The sequence below is a fragment of the Martelella mediterranea DSM 17316 genome, assembly GCF_002043005.1.
GTDB lineage: Bacteria > Pseudomonadota > Alphaproteobacteria > Rhizobiales > Rhizobiaceae > Martelella > Martelella mediterranea.
This window is the reverse complement of the sequence record NZ_CP020330.1, coordinates 3,360,607-3,376,922: the sequence shown is the minus strand read 5'-3', so window position 1 is coordinate 3,376,922 and position 16,316 is coordinate 3,360,607. Positions and strand designations below refer to the sequence as shown.

Genomic DNA, 16,316 nt, shown 5'->3' with positions numbered 1-16,316 from the left:
GCAGTGCCGGCGGCCGGAGGGCGGTTTGGACGAAGTAAAGAAACCGGCGGGTCAACCGCTGTTGGCGGTTTCCGGTCTCACGAAGTATTTCGGCACATTCGCCGCTTGCGACGGGATCGACCTCGAAATCGACAGGGGTGAAATCCACGCTCTGCTTGGGGAAAACGGCGCGGGCAAATCCACTCTGGTGAAAATGCTGTTCGGCGTGCTGGAACCGTCGGCGGGCCAGATCGTCTGGCAGGGCGAGCCGGTGCGCATCGAAGCGCCAGCCCATGCGCGTAGGCTCGGCATCGGCATGGTTTTCCAGCACTTCTCGCTGTTCGAGGCGCTGACGGTGGCGGAAAACATCGCGCTCTCGCTTGATCCCGGCATTTCGCTGGCCGAGATTTCCGACGAATCGCGCCGGCTTTCGGTGGAATACGGCCTGCCGCTCGATCCGCGCGCCCATGTGGCCGATCTGTCGGTCGGCGAGCGCCAGCGCATCGAGATCGTGCGGGCGCTGTTGCAGAACCCGAGCCTCATCATTCTGGACGAGCCGACCTCGGTGCTGACGCCGCAGGAGGCCGACCGGCTGTTCGAGACGCTGAACAAGCTCAGAGCCGAGGGCCGCTCGGTGCTCTATATCTCCCACCGGCTGGAGGAGGTGCAGCGGATCTGCGACAAGGCCACCGTACTGCGCCACGGCAAGGTGACCGGCGCCTGCACGCCGCGCGAGGAAACGGCGGCGTCTCTGGCGCGCATGATGGTTGGCGGCGAGGTCTCCGAGATCAAGCGGCCCGAGGCCATGACCACGGGCCGGGTGCTGCTCGAGGCCAAGGGCCTGAGCGCGCCGTCGCGCACGCCCTTTGCCGCCGCGCTGAAGGATATCTATCTCGAGGTCAAGGCCGGCGAGGTGCTGGCGATCGCGGGCGTTGCCGGCAACGGCCAGTCGGAACTGTTCGACGCGCTCTCGGGCGAATACCCGGTGGCTGACGGACAGAGCGTTCTGATCGACGGCAAGCCGGTCGGCTCCAAGGGCATCAATTTCCGCCGCGCGTTGGGCGCGGCCTTCGTGCCGGAGGAGCGCCACGGCCATGCCGCCGTTACCAGCCTGCCGCTTTCCGAAAATCTCGTGCTCGCCCGCAACGAGGCGGAGGCTGGCACGTTTCTGGCGGGCGGTCCGCTGAAGATGATCCGCCGCGCGGTGGCGCGGGCGCGCACCGGCGATATTTCCAAATTCATGGATGTGCGCAAGAGTGGCGAGGATCCGACAGCCGGCTCGCTTTCCGGCGGTAATCTGCAGAAGTTCATCGTCGGCCGCGAACTGGACCGCAAGCCCAAGGTCATCATCGTCAATCAGCCGACGTGGGGCGTGGATGCCGGTGCCGCCGCCCATATCCGCCAGTCGCTGGTCGATCTTGCCCGCGCCGGCTCGGCCGTGCTGGTGATCTCGCAGGATCTCGACGAGATTTTCGAGATCGCCACCCGGATCGCCGTGATTTCCGAGGGCAGGCTTTCCGACAGCTATCCGTCGGAGACGATGACGCTGGAGAAGATCGGCCTGCTGATGGGCGGCGTCCATGGCGAGGAGACGGTCGATGCGCATTGAACTTGAAAAACGCCCGGGCGCCTCGCGGCTGTTTTCGCTGCTCTCGCCGGTGATCGCCTTCGCGCTGACCGTGGTGTTCGGGGCGATCATGTTTCTGGCGCTCGGCAAGGATCCGCTGGAGGCGCTCTACCAGTTCTTCATCTGGCCGCTGTTCGATGTCTGGTCGCTGCATGAACTGATGATCAAGGCCGCGCCCCTGATCATGATCGCGGTCGGCCTGTCGGTCTGCTACCGCTCCAATATCTGGAATATCGGCGCCGAAGGTCAGTTCACGGTCGGCGCGATCGTCGGCTCGATCGTGCCGGTCTATTTCTATCAGTGGTCCTCGCCGCTGCTGTTGCCGATCATGCTGCTGATGGGCATTGCCGGCGGCGCGCTTTATGCCGGCATCCCCGCGCTTTTGAAGAACTATTTCAACACCAATGAAATCCTGACCTCGCTGATGCTGGTCTATGTCGCCCAGCTTTTCCTCGACTGGCTGGTGCGCGGGCCGTGGCGCAATCCCGAGGGCTATAATTTTCCGCAGACCCGCGACTTCGTCGACGCGGCGATGCTGCCGGAAATGATGGCTTCCGGCCGCGCCCATTACGGCTTTGCGCTGGCCATTCTGGCAGCGCTTGCAGTGTGGTTCATGATGCGCTTCACCCTGAAGGGTTTCGAGGTCAACGTCATCGGCCAGTCGCAGCGCGCGGGGCGGTTCGCGGGCTTTTCCTCGCGGCGCATGGTATGGTTCTGTTTTCTGCTGTCCGGCGGTCTGGCAGGGCTTGCCGGCATTAGCGAGATTTCGGGCGCGCTCGGCTATCTGCAGCCGCAGATTTCGCCGGGCTACGGCTTCACCGCGATCATCGTCGCCTTTCTCGGTCGTCTCAATCCGCTGGGCGCGATCGTCGCGGGTCTCGTTCTGGCACTGACCTATATCGGCGGCGAGGGGGTGCAGTTCACCATGGGCGTCTCCGACAAGGTCACGCGCGTGTTCCAGGGCATGCTGCTGTTCTTCGTGCTCTCCTGCGACACGCTGATCCTTTACAAGGTGCGCGTGATTTTTGCGGGCAAATCGTCCGAAGCGCCGCCTGGCCAGCCTGTTGAGGAGAAAGCGTCATGATTGTCGAAGCCATTCTGCTCACGATCATCACGGCCTCGACGCCGCTGGTTCTGGCGGCCATCGGCGAACTTGTGTGCGAGCGCGCCGGCGTGCTCAATCTCGGCGTTGAAGGCATGATGGTCATGGGCGCGGTCGGCGCGTTCACCGCGGCGCATGCCACCGGCTCGCCCTGGATCGGCATGATGGCCGGGATGATCACGGGTGCCGTGTTCTCGCTGCTCTTCGGCTTCCTGACGCTGACGCTGGTCGCCAACCAGGTGGCGACGGGGCTCGCGCTGACGATCCTGGGGCAGGGGCTTTCGGCGATGATCGGCGAGGGACTGGTCGGCAGACCGGGCGTCAAGATGCCGTCGCTCGATATACCGGTCCTGTCCGACATTCCCGTCATCGGGCCGCTGCTGTTCGACCAGGATATCTTCTTCTATCTCTCGATCGCGATCGTGGCCGGCGTTTCCTGGTTCCTGTTCAAGACCCGTCGCGGTCTGGTGCTGCGCTCGGTCGGCGACAATCATGCATCTGCCCATGCGCTCGGCATCAACGTCATCGGCATCCGCTATCTCGCGGTGATGTTCGGTGGCGCCTGTGCGGGGCTTGCAGGCGCGCAGCTTTCGCTGGTCTACACCCCGCAATGGTCGGAGAACATGGCGGCCGGGCGCGGCTGGATCGCGCTTGCGCTGGTGGTGTTTGCCTCCTGGCGGCCCTTGGGCGTGCTGGTCGGCGGCTATCTGTTCGGCGCGGTCACGATCGGCCAACTTCACGCCCAGGCCTTCGGCATTGCCGTTCCGTCGCAATTCCTCTCGGCGCTGCCCTATGTGGTCACCGTCCTCGTGCTCGTCATCATCTCCCAGAACCGGAGGATGACGCTCATCAATACGCCCGCTTCGCTCGGGAAATCCTTTGTCCCGGATCGCTAGGCGGATTAGACTGAACCCTTCAAACCAAATGAGGTGAACGATGAAAACGCTGAACTTCGCACTGGCCGCCTCGGCGGCGATTATCGCCGGGCTTTATGCAACCGGCGCCAGCGCCCAGGAAGACGTCAAGGCCTGCTTCGTCTATGTCGGCTCGGCAACCGATGGCGGCTGGACCCAGGCCCATGACATCGCGCGGCAGGAGCTTGAGGCCACGCTCGACATCGAAACCGCCTATATCGAAAACGTGCCGGAAGGCCCGGATGCCGAGCGCGCGATCGAGCGCATGGCGCGGTCCGGCTGCACCATCGTCTTCACCACCTCCTTCGGCTTCATGGAGCCGACGCTGAAGGTTGCCGCGAAATATCCGGACGTGAAGTTCGAGCACGCCACCGGCTTCAAGACCGCCGACAATGTCGCGACCTACAATTCGCGCTTCTATGAAGGCCGCTATATCTCCGGCGTGATCGCCGGCTCGATCTCCGAATCGGGCATTGGCGGCTATATCGGCTCGTTCCCGATCCCGGAAGTGGTCATGGGCATCGATGCCTTCCAGCTCGGCGCGCAGTCGGTCAATCCGGATTTCAAGACCAAGGTGGTCTGGGCCAATACCTGGTTCGATCCCGGCCGCGAAGCCGATGCCGCCAAGGCGCTGATCGACCAGGGTGTCGACGTTCTCGCCCAGCACACCGACACCACCGCGCCGATGCAGATCGCCGCCGAACGCGGCATCAAGGCCTTCGGTCAGGCTTCCGACATGATCGAAGCCGGGCCGGAAACCCAGCTTACCGCCATCATCGACACCTGGGCGCCCTACTACATCAAGCGCGTCGAGGCCGTTCAGAATGGCACTTGGGAATCCGAGCAGAGCTGGGATGGTCTGAAGGACGGCATCCTGACGATGGCGCCCTACACCAACATGCCGGACGACGTGAAGAAACTCGCCGAAGAGACTGAAGCGAAAATCATTTCCGGCGAACTCAAGCCCTTCACCGGCCCGGTTACCCTGCAGGACGGCACGCCGTGGCTTGCTGAAGGCGAAGAAGCCGACGACGGCACGCTGCTCGGCCTCAACGTTCTGGTTGAAGGCGTGGAAGGCTCGCTGCCGAAGTCGGAATAAGGGCTCGTTTCCTGAACTGGCTTAGCCTGGGCCCGGCGTCTCTCGACGCCGGGCCCACTTTGTTGACAAACCTGCCTCTTTTACGGGCGTCATCCTTGTCTGTTGACGTCTGCCGTGAACGCGGCAGTCTGATTGGCGGACGGTGTTTCGTGTCATCCTTGGTCGTTATGCGACCGTGCCCGAGCTGGAAACGCCGCCCGCCTTTCGTCAACCACCCCGAACAGTTGCCGGGGCCGGCGTTGGCGCGCCGAGCCCGTAGGACAAGGATGGGATCATGACCTTGCCACAAAACACGATCGGTTGCGATGTCTCCGGTCGGCGTCTCGATGTTTATCTTCACCCGGCTGCTAGGTCGTGCAGCTTTTCCAACGATTCGGCGGGCATCGCCGCCCTGATCGGCCTTGCGCTCGAACACCGGGCGTTCGTGGTGCTGGAAGCCACCGCCCCGTGGGACCAGCCATTGGTGCGGGCGCTTGAGAAGGCGGAGCTTTCCTTCCATCGCGCCAATCCCCGCCGCGCCCGGGACTTTGCCCGCTCCATCGGCATGCTGGCCAAGACCGATGCGGTGGATGCGCGCATGCTGGCGCTTTACGGCGTCAATCTCGACCTGCCGGCCACCGCCCCGGCTTCGCCCGAACGGCTGAAGCTTCAGGGCCTCAACAGCCGCCGCGACCAGTTGGTCGCGATGCGCAAGGCCGAACGTATCCGCCTGAAGGGCGTCGCCGATCCGGTGGTGACGGAAAGCCTGGAGGCCGTGATCGCCCTGCTCGACGTCCAGATCCGCGCGCTTGAGCGACGCATCGTCAGCGCCATCAAGAACGCCTGCGACCTCGCCCAGGACGCGGCGCTGCTGCGTTCGGCCGCAGGCGTAGGGCCGGTTTGCGCCGCCGTCATCCTTGCCAGCCTGCCCGAACTGGGACGTGTCGATCGGCGCGCGATCGCCGCCCTGGCCGGCGTGGCGCCGATCGCGCGCGAATCCGGCCTCATGCGCGGCAAACGCCATGTCCAGGGTGGGCGAAAGCGGGTGCGCAATGCCCTCTACATGGCCGCCCTTGCCGCGATCAGAACCGGGCGGTGGAAACAGCACTACGACCATCTGCGAAGCCGCGGCAAGGCACCCAAAGCCGCGATCGTCGCCATCGCCAGAAAGCTCCTCGTCGCCCTCAACACAGCCATTCGGGAGCAAAGACCGATCCTCAATGCACAAACAACTTGACAGAAAAGCACACAGTTGCTCGGGCTTGACCCGAGGATCCAGGCGACACGGAGAACGCTGCCTGGATCCTCGGTTCAAGCCCGAGGATTGTTTGTCGGATCTGCGCTATTGTTGTGATGCAGCTGCGGGCCGTTGGCTTGCCCGCAGCTGCTGCAACAGCCGACCGTCCGAGTATTGGGTGGAATACCCGCTGTCATCAAGGTCACTGTTGCACCGAGCAACCGCTTGAAGAGTTGATTGGGCCGCTGATTGCCACGCCCGCAAACAATCCCAAGCATGCCTTGAAAGGATAGCATCGCCATGGTCGTTTTGCATCACCCTCCGCACATCTGTCTTGGTTGCGACGTTGCAAAGGACACGATCGCCGTTTCCTGCGGCGGTCCGGCCACCGTCATCGCCAATCGCAGCAGGGATATTCGTCGCTTCCTGCGAAACTGCGAGGCAGATCTGGTCATCTGCGAACCCACCGGCGGGTATGAAACCGTCCTGATCGAAGAGTGCCTGCGGCGCGGCCTTGCCGTTCACCGGGCCGATACGCGCAGGCTCAAGGCCTTCATTCGTTCGCGTGGACGGGTCGGCAAGAGCGATGCGATCGATGCCCGGGAAATGGTCGCCTATGGCATGGAACGCTGGGCAAGCCTGTCCCTGTGGCAGGCTGAAAACCCTGAAGAGGCAAGGCTCAAGGCCCTTGTGCGCCGCCGCGCCGATCTGGTCGCCATCAGGGTCGCCGAGCAAAACCGCGCCATGGCGCCGGGCGGACGTGAACTTGCCGTCACCTTCAAGGCCATGCTCGCTGCCATCAATCGCCAGATCGCGCTGCTCGACAAGGAAATCCGCATGCTCATGCGCAGCGAAGCCTTTGCAGCCAGGGCCAGCATCGCAATGGCGATGACCGGCATCGCGGAGACAACCGCCGCCGCCCTGATCGCCACAATGCCCGAACTCGGGACGCTGGATCGAAAGAAGGCGGCGGCGCTGGCCGGCCTGGCGCCGCACCCAAACGAGAGCGGCAACAAGATCGGTTACCGGAGAATGCGCGGCGGCAGACCCGTCATGCGCACCATCCTGTTCATGCCGGCCATGCAGGCCGCCCGCGGAAGGGGCGAGTTCGCCGCCTTCTACAAGCGCCTTGTCGAAGCCGGCAAAAAGCCAATCGTCGCGATCGCAGCAGTCATGCGAAAAATCGTCGTGACCCTCAATGCAAGGTTCACAGAGAAAGTCATCCAACAGAGTTGATGACGGAGGAGAGTGGGGTGGGCTTTTTAATCAGCCTGGGCCCGGCGTTTTTCGACGCTGGGCTTTTTCTTGTTAAGCCTTGGGCGCGTTCAGCCCGCGTACCGCATCTTGATACCAAAATCACGCGAAGCGCGCTTCCAAATCGAGCCGATGCATCTTAGCCTGCCCTCCTGAATGAAACTGATTTGCGCGGCTCTTGGTCCGTGCGCCAGCATATAGAGCCGGAACCGAATGCAGACTTTCAACTCCCTGATCTCTGAAGACTGGCCGGCCGAGGGCCGCGCCTTTCCGGTGCGCTCGATCGATATCCGGGTGGAGGCGGGCGATTCGGCCAGCATTTCCCGTTTCGACGGGCAGGTGCAGGAAAACTGGGAGCGCGAGGTCGCGGCCAATCCGCACCTGTTCAACGGCCGGCTGATCACGCTGAACGAGGTGCGCCTTGAAGACGGCGCGGTGACCGCCAACGGCCAGATCGTTCCCTACGCCTATCATCTGTGGTGGCGGCGGCAGGCGCCGCGCCCGCCGACCTTTCATTCCTTCGCCATGCCGGTGATCATCTCGGCCGATGGCGCGATCATCGCGATCCGCATGAGTTCCACCACCGCCAATGCCGGCAAGGTCTATTGCGCGTCCGGTTCGCTCGAGCCCGCAGACGTGGTCGACGGCCGCGTCGATATCGACGCCAATATGGCGCGCGAGGCGGCGGAGGAAACCGGGCTCCGGCTTGATGACCTTGAAGCCCGGCCGGGCTATTACTGTGCGCATTTCCGCCAGGCTGTCATGTTCTACCGGTTTTTCCATGCGACGCTTGACGCCGATGATCTTATGGCCAATGTGCGAGAGCATATGCGCCACGACGACGAGCAGGAGATCGACGCGGTTCTGGCGATCACGCGCGACAATCGCGATGCGTTCGACTACGCCTATTCGATGCTGCCCGTGCTCGAACTGTTTTTCGATGGCGGCCTGAGGAGGTGACGAGACAATGCTGGATTATGTGATCTATGATGTGTTCACGGCCGAGCGCTACAAGGGCAATCCGCTTGCCGTTGTCTTCGGCGCAGACGCGCTGAGCGACGACGAAATGCAGACGATCGCCATCGAGTTCAACCTGTCGGAGACGATCTTCCTCAGCGCGCCGGAGCACGTGTCGCATTCGGCCGCGGTCCGCATTTTCACGCCCGGCGGGGAACTGCCGTTTGCCGGCCACCCGACGGTGGGCGCTTCGATCGCGCTTGCCGAGCGTCAGCACGGCGAGGATGCGGACATCGATATGGTCACGGTTCTGGCGGAAAAGATCGGCCCGGTTCGCTGCGCCGTGAAGCTCAAGCCGGGGGCCGCTAGTTTCGCGGAATTCGACCTGCCGAAGCTGTCGCGCCGGTCCGAGGAGGTCATCGCACGCGAGAAGCTTGCCGATGCGCTTGGCATCTCGCCGTCCGAAATCGGCTTCGAGAATCACGTGCCGACGATCTGGTCGGCCGGCGTTCCCTTCGCCATGATCCCGCTGCGCAATCTTTCGGTGGCGGAAAAGATCGAATTCGACCAGCGCCTATGGCTGTCCTTCGCGCCGCTCGTCGACGGCCTGCCGGTATGGGCCTATCCCTATACCAGGGGCGGGGTGCGCCACGACGCGCAATTCCATGTCCGCATGTTCGCCGCCGAAACGATCGAGGAGGACCCGGCGACCGGCTCGGCGGCCGCGGCCTTTTCGGGCGCGATCCAGCATTTTGACGCGCCGGGCGAGGGGTCGCACACCTTCGTCATCGAGCAGGGCGTGGAAATGGGCCGTCCGTCCTATATCCGGCTCAATCTGGAGACCGGAGCGGCCGGCGAAATCACCGCGGCCCGGATCGGCGGACAGGCGGTCCGTGTCGCGCGCGGCACGCTGCTTTGAGCCGTTCCGACAGGCGCGAGCGACAGTTTTTCGCCGACAAGTCCTTGGTCGCTCATGAAAACCCGAAAATTTCACCTGCGGCGCTGGACAAGCCTCCGAATCCCCGTTATATGCGCCTCCAACGACGCAAACGCGCCGTTCTCGTGGGTGATTAGCTCAGTTGGTAGAGCAGCTGACTCTTAATCAGCGGGTCGTAGGTTCGAGACCTACATCACCCACCATTTTCTCTCAGAAAATCATTATGCTGCAGGAAGTTATGGCTTTTCCTGCGTGCGTTTTTGTGACTTTATTTTCGCAAGATGCCACGCGGCAGCACGAACGCCTTCGCAATCCGGGCGGGCCGGGATCTATGGGAATTTCCGGCAGGCAGACCGCGAGGCGCCCGATGACTGCGCCTATGGAACACGCGATGTGGGTTTCCCGTTTTAAGCTTGTCGGGACGCGGTGAAATGAATATCGGCCTTTGCTCCCATGCCGGACAGCAGAACGGAGAATCATGATCGAGTTCATCGGCGTTTCCCCATCCATCGTGGCACTGGTGCTGCTTGGGCTTCTCTTCGTCGCTTTCACCATCGAAAAATATCCGCCGGATATCACGGCGGTCATCGGCGCCGCGGTGTTCATCGTCCTGGGCCTTGTGCCCACCGATGATGTGATGGCGGTTTTCTCCAGTCCGGCCCCGATCACCATCGGCGCGATGTTCGTGGTGTCCGGCGCTCTGCTCAGGACGGGGGTGCTGGATGCTCTTGCCGGCTTCATCGTGGAGCGCGCCAAATCCCATCCGGTGCTTGCGATTGCGATCTTCATCGTCGTGGCGGCATCGGCATCCGCCTTCATGAACAGTACGCCGGTTGTTCTCGTGCTTATTCCGGTCGTGGTGCGCCTCGCGGCAAGCCTCAGCATGGCGCCAACCCGATTGCTGATACCGCTTTCCTACACGGCCATTCTCGGCGGCACTTGCACCTTGATCGGCACCTCGACCAATCTTCTGGTGGCCGGCGTTGCGCAGCAGAACGGCCTCGAGCCTTTTTCCATTTTTGAGATCGCGCCGGTCGGCGTTATTTCGGCGATCGTCGGCGGCATTTCGGTTTTCGTGCTCGGCAAGTTTCTGCTTCCGCATCGCGACTCAGATCAGAACGTCGAAAACGAGGAGACGCCCTTCCTGTCCGAAATCACCATCCTGTCCGACTATGACGGGATTGGCAAAGCACTCTCCGAGGTCAGCGATTTTCAGCGTACCGGCGTCCGCGTCACTGGCATCCGGCGCGGAACGAGCATCGAAAGAAGCGGATTGCCCGAACATGTCATCCAGCAGGGAGATGCGGTGATACTGATTGCCCCGACCTCCGAGCTCCTGACCTTCGAGGAACAGGCGGGATTGCAGGTCGGCTTGCGGCGATCTGTCGGCGTGGAGCCAGATGCCGAGTTGCGCGTCGCCGAAGTGATCGTATCGCCGTCGCGCAGAAGCTCCGGCGCAAGGATCGCGGACCTGGCGCTCGGCAGGCGCGTGGGCATGCGCGTCCTCGGAGCCTACCGCGCCAGTCACGTGGCGGGGCCGGACTTGTCGAATGTTCAGTTGCGTCCCGCCGACAAGCTGCTTCTCGAGGGCACCTCCGAAGGGTTCAGCGATCTGTCGCGGGTCGGTGACGTCGTTTCCGTGACGGAACCCGGCGGTCGCGCGTTTCGGCGGCGCCAGGCGCCGATCGCCGTCTTGACCCTTGTGGGCATCGTCGCGCTCGCCGCTTTCAACGTGATGCCCATCGGCATTCTGGCGCTGCTGGGCGTCGCGGTCATTCTCGCGCTGCGCTGCATCGACAGCGACGAGGCATGGCAGACGATCGACGGATCCATTCTGGTCCTGATCTTCGCGATGCTGATTGTCGGTTCGGGGCTGGAGAACAGCGGGGCCGTCGAACTGGTCGTGAGCATGCTGAGGCCGTGGCTGGAAAACCTTTCGCCCGTGCTCATGCTGCTCGCCGTCTATTTCGTTGGGTCCATCCTGACGGAGACAGTCACCAACAACGCCGTCGCGGTTGTCTATACGCCGGTCGTCATAGCGCTCGCCAACCAGCTCGGCCTCGATCCGCGTCCCTTCGTCGTCGCCGTGATGTTTTCCGCCAGCGCAAGCTTCGCCACCCCGATCGGCTACCAGACCAACACGCTGGTCTATGGGGCCGGCAATTACCGGTTCAGCGATTTCCTCAAGATGGGCATTCCGATGAACATCATCGTTGGTCTCACCTCCGTTTTCGCCATAGGCCTGTTCTTTCCGATGTGAGTGCCGACATCATGCGGCCGCGCATGCGCTATCTCACGATATCTCGGGTGCATGTCGGCACTGCTGAGGTTCGCGACCATCGTCACCTTTCCCAGCGTTTCTTCCTGCGGGGCGCCAGCGGCTTCAGCGGATGATGGGCATAGGATGTCGGCCTTCCGAGCGCCATGGCGACAACGCGGTAAGCGCGCCGATAATTGAACAGTCCGCCGATAAAGAAAAGGATGCTGCCGACGAGATATTGCCACGCCAAAAAGCCATCCAGCAGGGTTTCGTCGCGCTCGCTGGCAAGCGACCAGAGATAGGGGATCGAGGCGACGGCAAAGAGCGCCGAGCCGACCACGAAGGTAAGGGCCGTCAGGTTCATCATCTGCAGGGTGACGAGATCGTCCGCCTGAACGATCTGGATGACGTTGATCACCGCGCCGATCACGAACAAGAAGCTGCCGACGATGAAGCACCACGCCCCGGCCTTGGGGAGATCGACGGAAGACAGAAAGAAAATGCTGCCGATGACGAACAGCACGGTTCCAAAGACATAGGTCCACGCCGCCCAGGCCTCCAGCCTGTCCCACACCGTTTCCGGATCCTTGCGCTGCTTGGCGTAGACGAAAACCTCGATCAGGTCGTGCCCGGTCACGAGCAGGTAGATCAGCGAGCCGAAGAAGAAGATCCAAGCGCCAAGGTCGGCATAGGCCGAAAGCGCGGGGAAGAAGCAGATGCTGCCGAGGATGAAGATCAGCCCGCCGGCCTGATAGGCGATCGCATTGATCGTCTCCCACCGGAAATTCTTTCGTTCCGCCGGCGTATCGGCAATCACATCGTGAAGACGCGGTCGATTGACGAACATATGCGGCATGCGGTCCCCCGAGATTGATACGCCTGGCGCTCGGCCGCGTTTTAACGAAGCGGGGAAGAAAAATCAAAACCGGTTGAAAAACGAATGTGGTGAGAGCGCAGGGGTTCGAACCCTGGACCTACTGATTAAAAGTCAGTTGCTCTACCGGCTGAGCTACGCTCTCCCAAGCCGGATGCCCGGCTGAAAGTGGGCGGAACATAGAAAGGGTCTTATCCAAGGTCAACCCGGAATCTCGCCGCGAAAGCGATAATACGGCGGTTTTCGGCGCGCGGAAAGGTGATTGGATTTGACAGGCCATCTGGTTTAAGACCCGCGGACGCGTTCCGCGGGCATTTACGCGGTCGCGAGCATGGGTTTCGGGCATTGCCCGCGCCCGCAATTGCAAGGTGTTGGAGCAGGTTTCTTGTCGATCGGCGATATTTCCCTTCTGAGCGCGCTTCTGGCCGGCGCGCTGTCCTTTCTCTCGCCCTGCGTGCTGCCGCTGGTGCCGCCCTATCTCTGCTACATGGCGGGGATTTCGGTCGACCAGTTGAAGGGCGGCGGCGAAGCCAAGCCGGCAAGCCAGTGGGCGGTGCTGCTGCCGGCCTTTTTCTTCACGCTCGGCTTCGCCACGATCTTCGTGGCGCTCGGCGCGGGCGCGTCCACCATCGGGCAGTTGCTGCGCCAGTATATGGATATTCTGAGCAAGGTCGGGGGCGTGATCATCATCCTGATGGGGCTGCATTTTCTCGGCGTGCTCCGGATACCGATTCTTGCGCGCGAGGCGCGGTTTCATGGCGGCGGCAAGCCGGCAAGCGTCACGGGCGCCTATATCATGGGGCTTGCCTTCGCCTTTGGCTGGACGCCCTGCATCGGGCCGGTGCTGGGCGCGATCCTCGCCGTGGCCGCCACCAAGGCGACGGTTTCGAACGGCGCTATCCTGCTGGCGGTTTATTCGCTGGGCCTTGCCGTGCCGTTCTGGATCGCGGCCTATTTCTCCGGCGCCTTCATGCGGTTTCTGACGCGGTTTCGCAAACATCTGGGCGCTGTCGAGAAAATCATGGGCGTGCTGCTGATTCTCACCGGCGTCGCCTTTCTTTTCGGCTTCATTGCCGATATGGCGATCTGGTTTCAGCAGACCTTTCCGGTGCTCTCGCGTATCGGTTAGCTGCCCGCCACCAAGCGACCGGAGCCATGGCCGATATTCTTGCGCTGCTTTTCCCGTTTTTCGGGCTGATCGTCATCGGCTTCGGCGCGGCGAAGATCTTTCGTCATCCCGAAGAAGGCACCGCCTGGCTCAATATCTTCATCATCTATGCCGCCCTTCCGGCGCTGTTCTTCAAGCTGGTGTCACGCACGCCGTTCGAGCAACTGACCCGGCTCGATTTCGTTTCGATCGACGTTGCCGCGACCTACAGCGTCTTTCTTTTGCTGTTCGCCATCGGCTATTTCTGGAAGAAGAACGGCGTGCGGGAAACCACGATCCAGTCCTTTGCCGGCAGCTATGGCAATATCGGCTATATGGGGCCGGGGCTTGCGTTGCTGGCGCTGGGCGAGGAGGCCGCCGTTCCGGTGGCGCTGATCATCTGTTTCGAAAACGCGCTGCATTTCATTGTCGCGCCGACGGTGATGGCGACGGCCGGCGGCGGGGGAGGACGTTCGCTGGTCCGCCATATTCTGCTGCGGGCCTTGCTTCACCCGTTTCTGGTGGCGACGGCCCTGGGCTTTGCTGTTTCCGCATCCGGCTTCGCCGTGCCGCAGGCCTTCAACCGCCTGGTGGACTACCTTGCCCAGGCGGCAGCGCCCTGCGCGCTGTTTGCCATGGGCGTCACGTTGGCGCTGAGGCCCGTCAGGCGGGTGCCGACGGAAATCAACTATATCGTGCCGGCAAAGCTCATCCTGCACCCGCTGGTGGTCTATCTGTTCATGATGGCGCATGGCGGGTTCGACCCGCTCTGGGTCAAGGCGGCGGTGCTGATGGCCGCGCTTCCGACGGCGACCAACGTTTTCGTCATCGCCCGCCAGTACGGCATCTGGTATGAGCGCGCCTCGGCGACGATCCTGATTTCGACGGTCGCTTCGGTGGCGACGCTCGGCGTGTTGCTGGCGTTGATCAGCGCCAACGCCATTCCGTTCTAGGGGAACTCCGGACGAGGCGGATTGTCGAGCAGCCCGCCGAAACGGAAAGAACAAACGGATCGGCAGATCTGAATCAGATTTCTGCCTTTGCCATGCCTCTGCGGCTCATGGGGGCAGGGCATCCCGCCGCCCCGGGCGGCATCAACGCCTGCGATTGCGCCTGTCGAGCGCGGGGAGCGAGGCGTAGTATTCCCGCTTTTCATGATACATTTCCAGGTCGGCGCGCCGGACGGCGGATTCGAGGGTTTCGCCCATCTCGCAGATCGCCACCCCGACCGATACGCTGATGGGAGCATCGGCGTAGAACTGATTGTTGATATCCAGAAGCTTGTCGATCTGTTCCACCATGACCTTGACGTCGTTCTCGCCTGCGCCCGGCATGAGGACGGCAAATTCGTCGCCGCCGATACGGGCGGCGCAATGGGGAGCGCTGACGGCTTCGTTCAAAACCTCGCCAAGCCGGCGCAAAAGGCCGTCGCCGGCATCATGGCCAAGCGAATCATTTGCTTCCTTCAAGCCGTTGAGATCGATGATCAGCACGCCGATCGGCCGGAATTTCTTGCGTTCGAGCCGGTTGATCTCCTCGGTATAGTAGGAGCGGTTGTAGAGCTTGGTCAGCACATCGTGACGGCCGAGATATTCGAGATAGGCCTCGGCCTTCTTGCGCGCGGTGATGTCGGTCAGCGAGACCAGCACCAGCGACCAGTCGTGCTCGTGGCCGGGCAGCACGGAGAAATGCAGCAGCACGTAACGCTCGGAGCCGTCGAGGGCGTAGTTCATCACCTCATGGCTGTGGAACAGCCGGCCTTCCCACAGGTCGATGAGCTGTTCGCGGAAATGCTCCTCGACATCGTCGCGGAATATTGCGTGCTGGTTCTGCAACAGGGTCTGCCTGTCGGCGGCGCGGAACATGTCGAGCGTGGCCTGGTTGACGTCGATCACCTTGATCTCGTTCAGGCATTGGCGCACGAAATCGGGGTGAACGTCCATGAACACCCTGAGGTCGACGATGTGGCGCGAACGCAGGTCCTCCAGCAGGTTGCGGATGCGCGAGAAGTCCTCGACCCACAATGAGACCGGGGAATGCTCGAACAGGCCCTGCGCATAGAGCGCCTGCGCGCGTTCGCGCCGATGGGCCGCCTCGCGCAGGGAAACGTCCTCGGTGGTGAGCAGGATCCGGTCCAGCGTTTCCTCATGGCCGGGCAGAACCTGGCCGCGAAGCTGGATATCGAGCCGCTTGCCGGAAAGCGTGTAGTTGACGGTGTTGCTGGAAAAGGAATGTTGGCCCTGGAATAGCTGGACCAGCTCGTTGATATGGCTTTCCAGCATGTCGTCGCGAAACACCTGATCGATGCTGGAGACCAGTTGCTCCATGTCGCTTGCCTCAAACAGGTCAAGCGTCTTGCGGTTTACCTGCAGCACCCGGATCGCCCGGGAACACGCGGCAACGCGCGAACGGTCGGCCCTGAGAAACGCCTCGATATCCGTTACGCCGGCGGAGCGCCAACGGTCGAAAAGGCATTTGACGCCACTGAAATCCTCGACCCACATGGCAATGGGCGCGAGTTCAAACATCTGTTCAAAAGAGCTGTTTTCCAACTTAATGCTCATCATTCGTGCGTCCCGTCAGCGAAAAGTCAGACGACCGATATGGAACCGGAGGTGCAATGACATGTAAGCGCAACCATCGGTTCACTCTTTTGCCCGTATCGCTGATCGCGACTCAGTATTCTCATTTGCCGACTTGGGACTATAAGGCTATCTGCCGGAATTTACCGCCCGCAATTTTCGGGTTCCGCGTCGTTCCCGGCGCAATGATGTTTGGCCCGGTTCCGAACGCGGCTTGCCTCCCCGACACGCAGGGCGGGCGACAAATGCTATTCTCTTGCTAGATGTATTGGACTTGCAGAAAAACCACAACCCTCAGCACGCTGTTGCCTGCGGGCGTTCCCCCCGCTGGTCTGCGAGGAGGCGTCATTTCAGGCGTTGTGGACATA

The 16,316-nt window shown here is 62.1% G+C and carries 13 protein-coding genes and 2 tRNA genes; 12 read left to right on the top strand and 3 right to left on the bottom strand.

What is annotated here, in order from left to right; genetic code table 11:
- Positions 1-25 precede the first annotated feature (25 nt).
- The 10 genes from Mame_RS15735 to Mame_RS15690 all read left to right on the top strand — a co-directional run bounded on the left by Mame_RS15735 (position 26) and on the right by Mame_RS15690 (position 11,345).
- Positions 26-1,588, top strand: coding sequence for an ABC transporter ATP-binding protein (locus Mame_RS15735; RefSeq protein WP_018064128.1), 1,563 nt, complete (start codon positions 26-28; stop codon positions 1,586-1,588).
- Positions 1,578-2,690: an ABC transporter permease gene (locus tag Mame_RS15730; RefSeq protein WP_018064127.1), complete on the top strand. Its 1,113-nt coding sequence runs from the start codon at positions 1,578-1,580 to the stop codon at positions 2,688-2,690. Before Mame_RS15735 ends, Mame_RS15730 begins: the two co-directional genes overlap by 11 nt.
- Positions 2,687-3,604: an ABC transporter permease gene (locus Mame_RS15725; protein ID WP_018064126.1), complete on the top strand. Its 918-nt coding sequence runs from the start codon at positions 2,687-2,689 to the stop codon at positions 3,602-3,604. The genes Mame_RS15730 and Mame_RS15725 overlap by 4 nt, the downstream gene beginning before the upstream one ends.
- A 40-nt stretch (positions 3,605-3,644) precedes the next feature.
- Positions 3,645-4,721 (top strand): BMP family ABC transporter substrate-binding protein, encoded by a 1,077-nt coding sequence (locus Mame_RS15720; RefSeq protein ID WP_018064125.1) that lies wholly within the window; start codon positions 3,645-3,647, stop codon positions 4,719-4,721.
- Between the two features lie 274 nt (positions 4,722-4,995).
- Positions 4,996-5,937 carry an IS110 family RNA-guided transposase gene (locus Mame_RS15715; protein ID WP_079920854.1) on the top strand — a complete coding sequence of 314 codons (942 nt, stop codon included), beginning with the start codon at positions 4,996-4,998 and terminating at the stop codon, positions 5,935-5,937.
- Positions 5,938-6,237: 300 nt separating this feature from the next.
- The gene (locus Mame_RS15710; RefSeq protein WP_079920699.1) at positions 6,238-7,173 is read left to right on the top strand and encodes an IS110 family RNA-guided transposase; all 936 of its coding nucleotides are present in this window, start codon (positions 6,238-6,240) and stop codon (positions 7,171-7,173) included.
- A 231-nt stretch (positions 7,174-7,404) separates the two neighbouring features.
- Entirely contained in the window at positions 7,405-8,151 is a 747-nt protein-coding gene (locus Mame_RS15705; protein WP_018067714.1) for an NUDIX hydrolase, read from the top strand.
- 7 nt (positions 8,152-8,158) lie between these two features.
- Positions 8,159-9,067 (top strand): PhzF family phenazine biosynthesis protein, encoded by a 909-nt coding sequence (locus Mame_RS15700; protein ID WP_018067713.1) that lies wholly within the window; start codon positions 8,159-8,161, stop codon positions 9,065-9,067.
- Positions 9,068-9,212: 145 nt separating this feature from the next.
- A tRNA-Lys gene (locus Mame_RS15695) sits at positions 9,213-9,288 on the top strand.
- Between the two features lie 275 nt (positions 9,289-9,563).
- On the top strand, positions 9,564-11,345 hold the full coding sequence (locus tag Mame_RS15690; RefSeq protein ID WP_018067712.1) for an SLC13 family permease: 1,782 nt from the start codon (positions 9,564-9,566) through the stop codon (positions 11,343-11,345).
- 82 nt (positions 11,346-11,427) lie between these two features.
- On the opposite strand, the gene Mame_RS15685 is transcribed toward Mame_RS15690, so the two are convergent.
- Complete coding sequence (locus Mame_RS15685) at positions 11,428-12,201, bottom strand: YrhK family protein (RefSeq protein WP_018067711.1); 774 nt, start codon at positions 12,199-12,201, stop codon at positions 11,428-11,430.
- A gap of 87 nt (positions 12,202-12,288) precedes the next feature.
- A tRNA-Lys gene (locus Mame_RS15680) sits at positions 12,289-12,364 on the bottom strand.
- Between the two features lie 240 nt (positions 12,365-12,604).
- Here Mame_RS15680 and Mame_RS15675 point away from each other — a divergent pair.
- Both Mame_RS15675 and Mame_RS15670 read left to right on the top strand, forming a co-directional pair.
- Positions 12,605-13,348 carry a cytochrome c biogenesis CcdA family protein gene (locus Mame_RS15675; protein ID WP_018067710.1) on the top strand — a complete coding sequence of 248 codons (744 nt, stop codon included), beginning with the start codon at positions 12,605-12,607 and terminating at the stop codon, positions 13,346-13,348.
- Positions 13,349-13,374: 26 nt separating this feature from the next.
- Positions 13,375-14,319, top strand: a complete 945-nt coding sequence (locus Mame_RS15670; protein WP_018067709.1) for an AEC family transporter — start codon at positions 13,375-13,377, stop codon at positions 14,317-14,319.
- A 141-nt stretch (positions 14,320-14,460) separates the two neighbouring features.
- Here the strand turns inward: Mame_RS15670 and Mame_RS15665 are convergent, their stop codons facing one another.
- Entirely contained in the window at positions 14,461-15,933 is a 1,473-nt protein-coding gene (locus tag Mame_RS15665) for a sensor domain-containing diguanylate cyclase (protein ID WP_155122127.1), read from the bottom strand.
- Positions 15,934-16,316 lie beyond the last annotated feature (383 nt).

What these genes read in the sequence shown, in the direction of transcription:
- Mame_RS15730 (WP_018064127.1), top strand. Translation starts at nt 1,578, where the DNA reads ATGCGCATTGAACTTGAAAAACGCCCGGGCGCCTCGCGGCTGTTTTCG.
- Mame_RS15725 (WP_018064126.1), top strand. Translation starts at nt 2,687, where the DNA reads ATGATTGTCGAAGCCATTCTGCTCACGATCATCACGGCCTCGACGCCG.
- Mame_RS15720 (WP_018064125.1), top strand. Translation starts at nt 3,645, where the DNA reads ATGAAAACGCTGAACTTCGCACTGGCCGCCTCGGCGGCGATTATCGCC.
- Mame_RS15715 (WP_079920854.1), top strand. Translation starts at nt 4,996, where the DNA reads ATGACCTTGCCACAAAACACGATCGGTTGCGATGTCTCCGGTCGGCGT.
- Mame_RS15710 (WP_079920699.1), top strand. Translation starts at nt 6,238, where the DNA reads ATGGTCGTTTTGCATCACCCTCCGCACATCTGTCTTGGTTGCGACGTT.
- Mame_RS15705 (WP_018067714.1), top strand. Translation starts at nt 7,405, where the DNA reads ATGCAGACTTTCAACTCCCTGATCTCTGAAGACTGGCCGGCCGAGGGC.
- Mame_RS15700 (WP_018067713.1), top strand. Translation starts at nt 8,159, where the DNA reads ATGCTGGATTATGTGATCTATGATGTGTTCACGGCCGAGCGCTACAAG.
- Mame_RS15690 (WP_018067712.1), top strand. Translation starts at nt 9,564, where the DNA reads ATGATCGAGTTCATCGGCGTTTCCCCATCCATCGTGGCACTGGTGCTG.
- Mame_RS15685 (WP_018067711.1), bottom strand. Translation starts at nt 12,201, where the DNA reads ATGCCGCATATGTTCGTCAATCGACCGCGTCTTCACGATGTGATTGCC.
- Mame_RS15670 (WP_018067709.1), top strand. Translation starts at nt 13,375, where the DNA reads ATGGCCGATATTCTTGCGCTGCTTTTCCCGTTTTTCGGGCTGATCGTC.
- Mame_RS15665 (WP_155122127.1), bottom strand. Translation starts at nt 15,933, where the DNA reads ATGATGAGCATTAAGTTGGAAAACAGCTCTTTTGAACAGATGTTTGAA.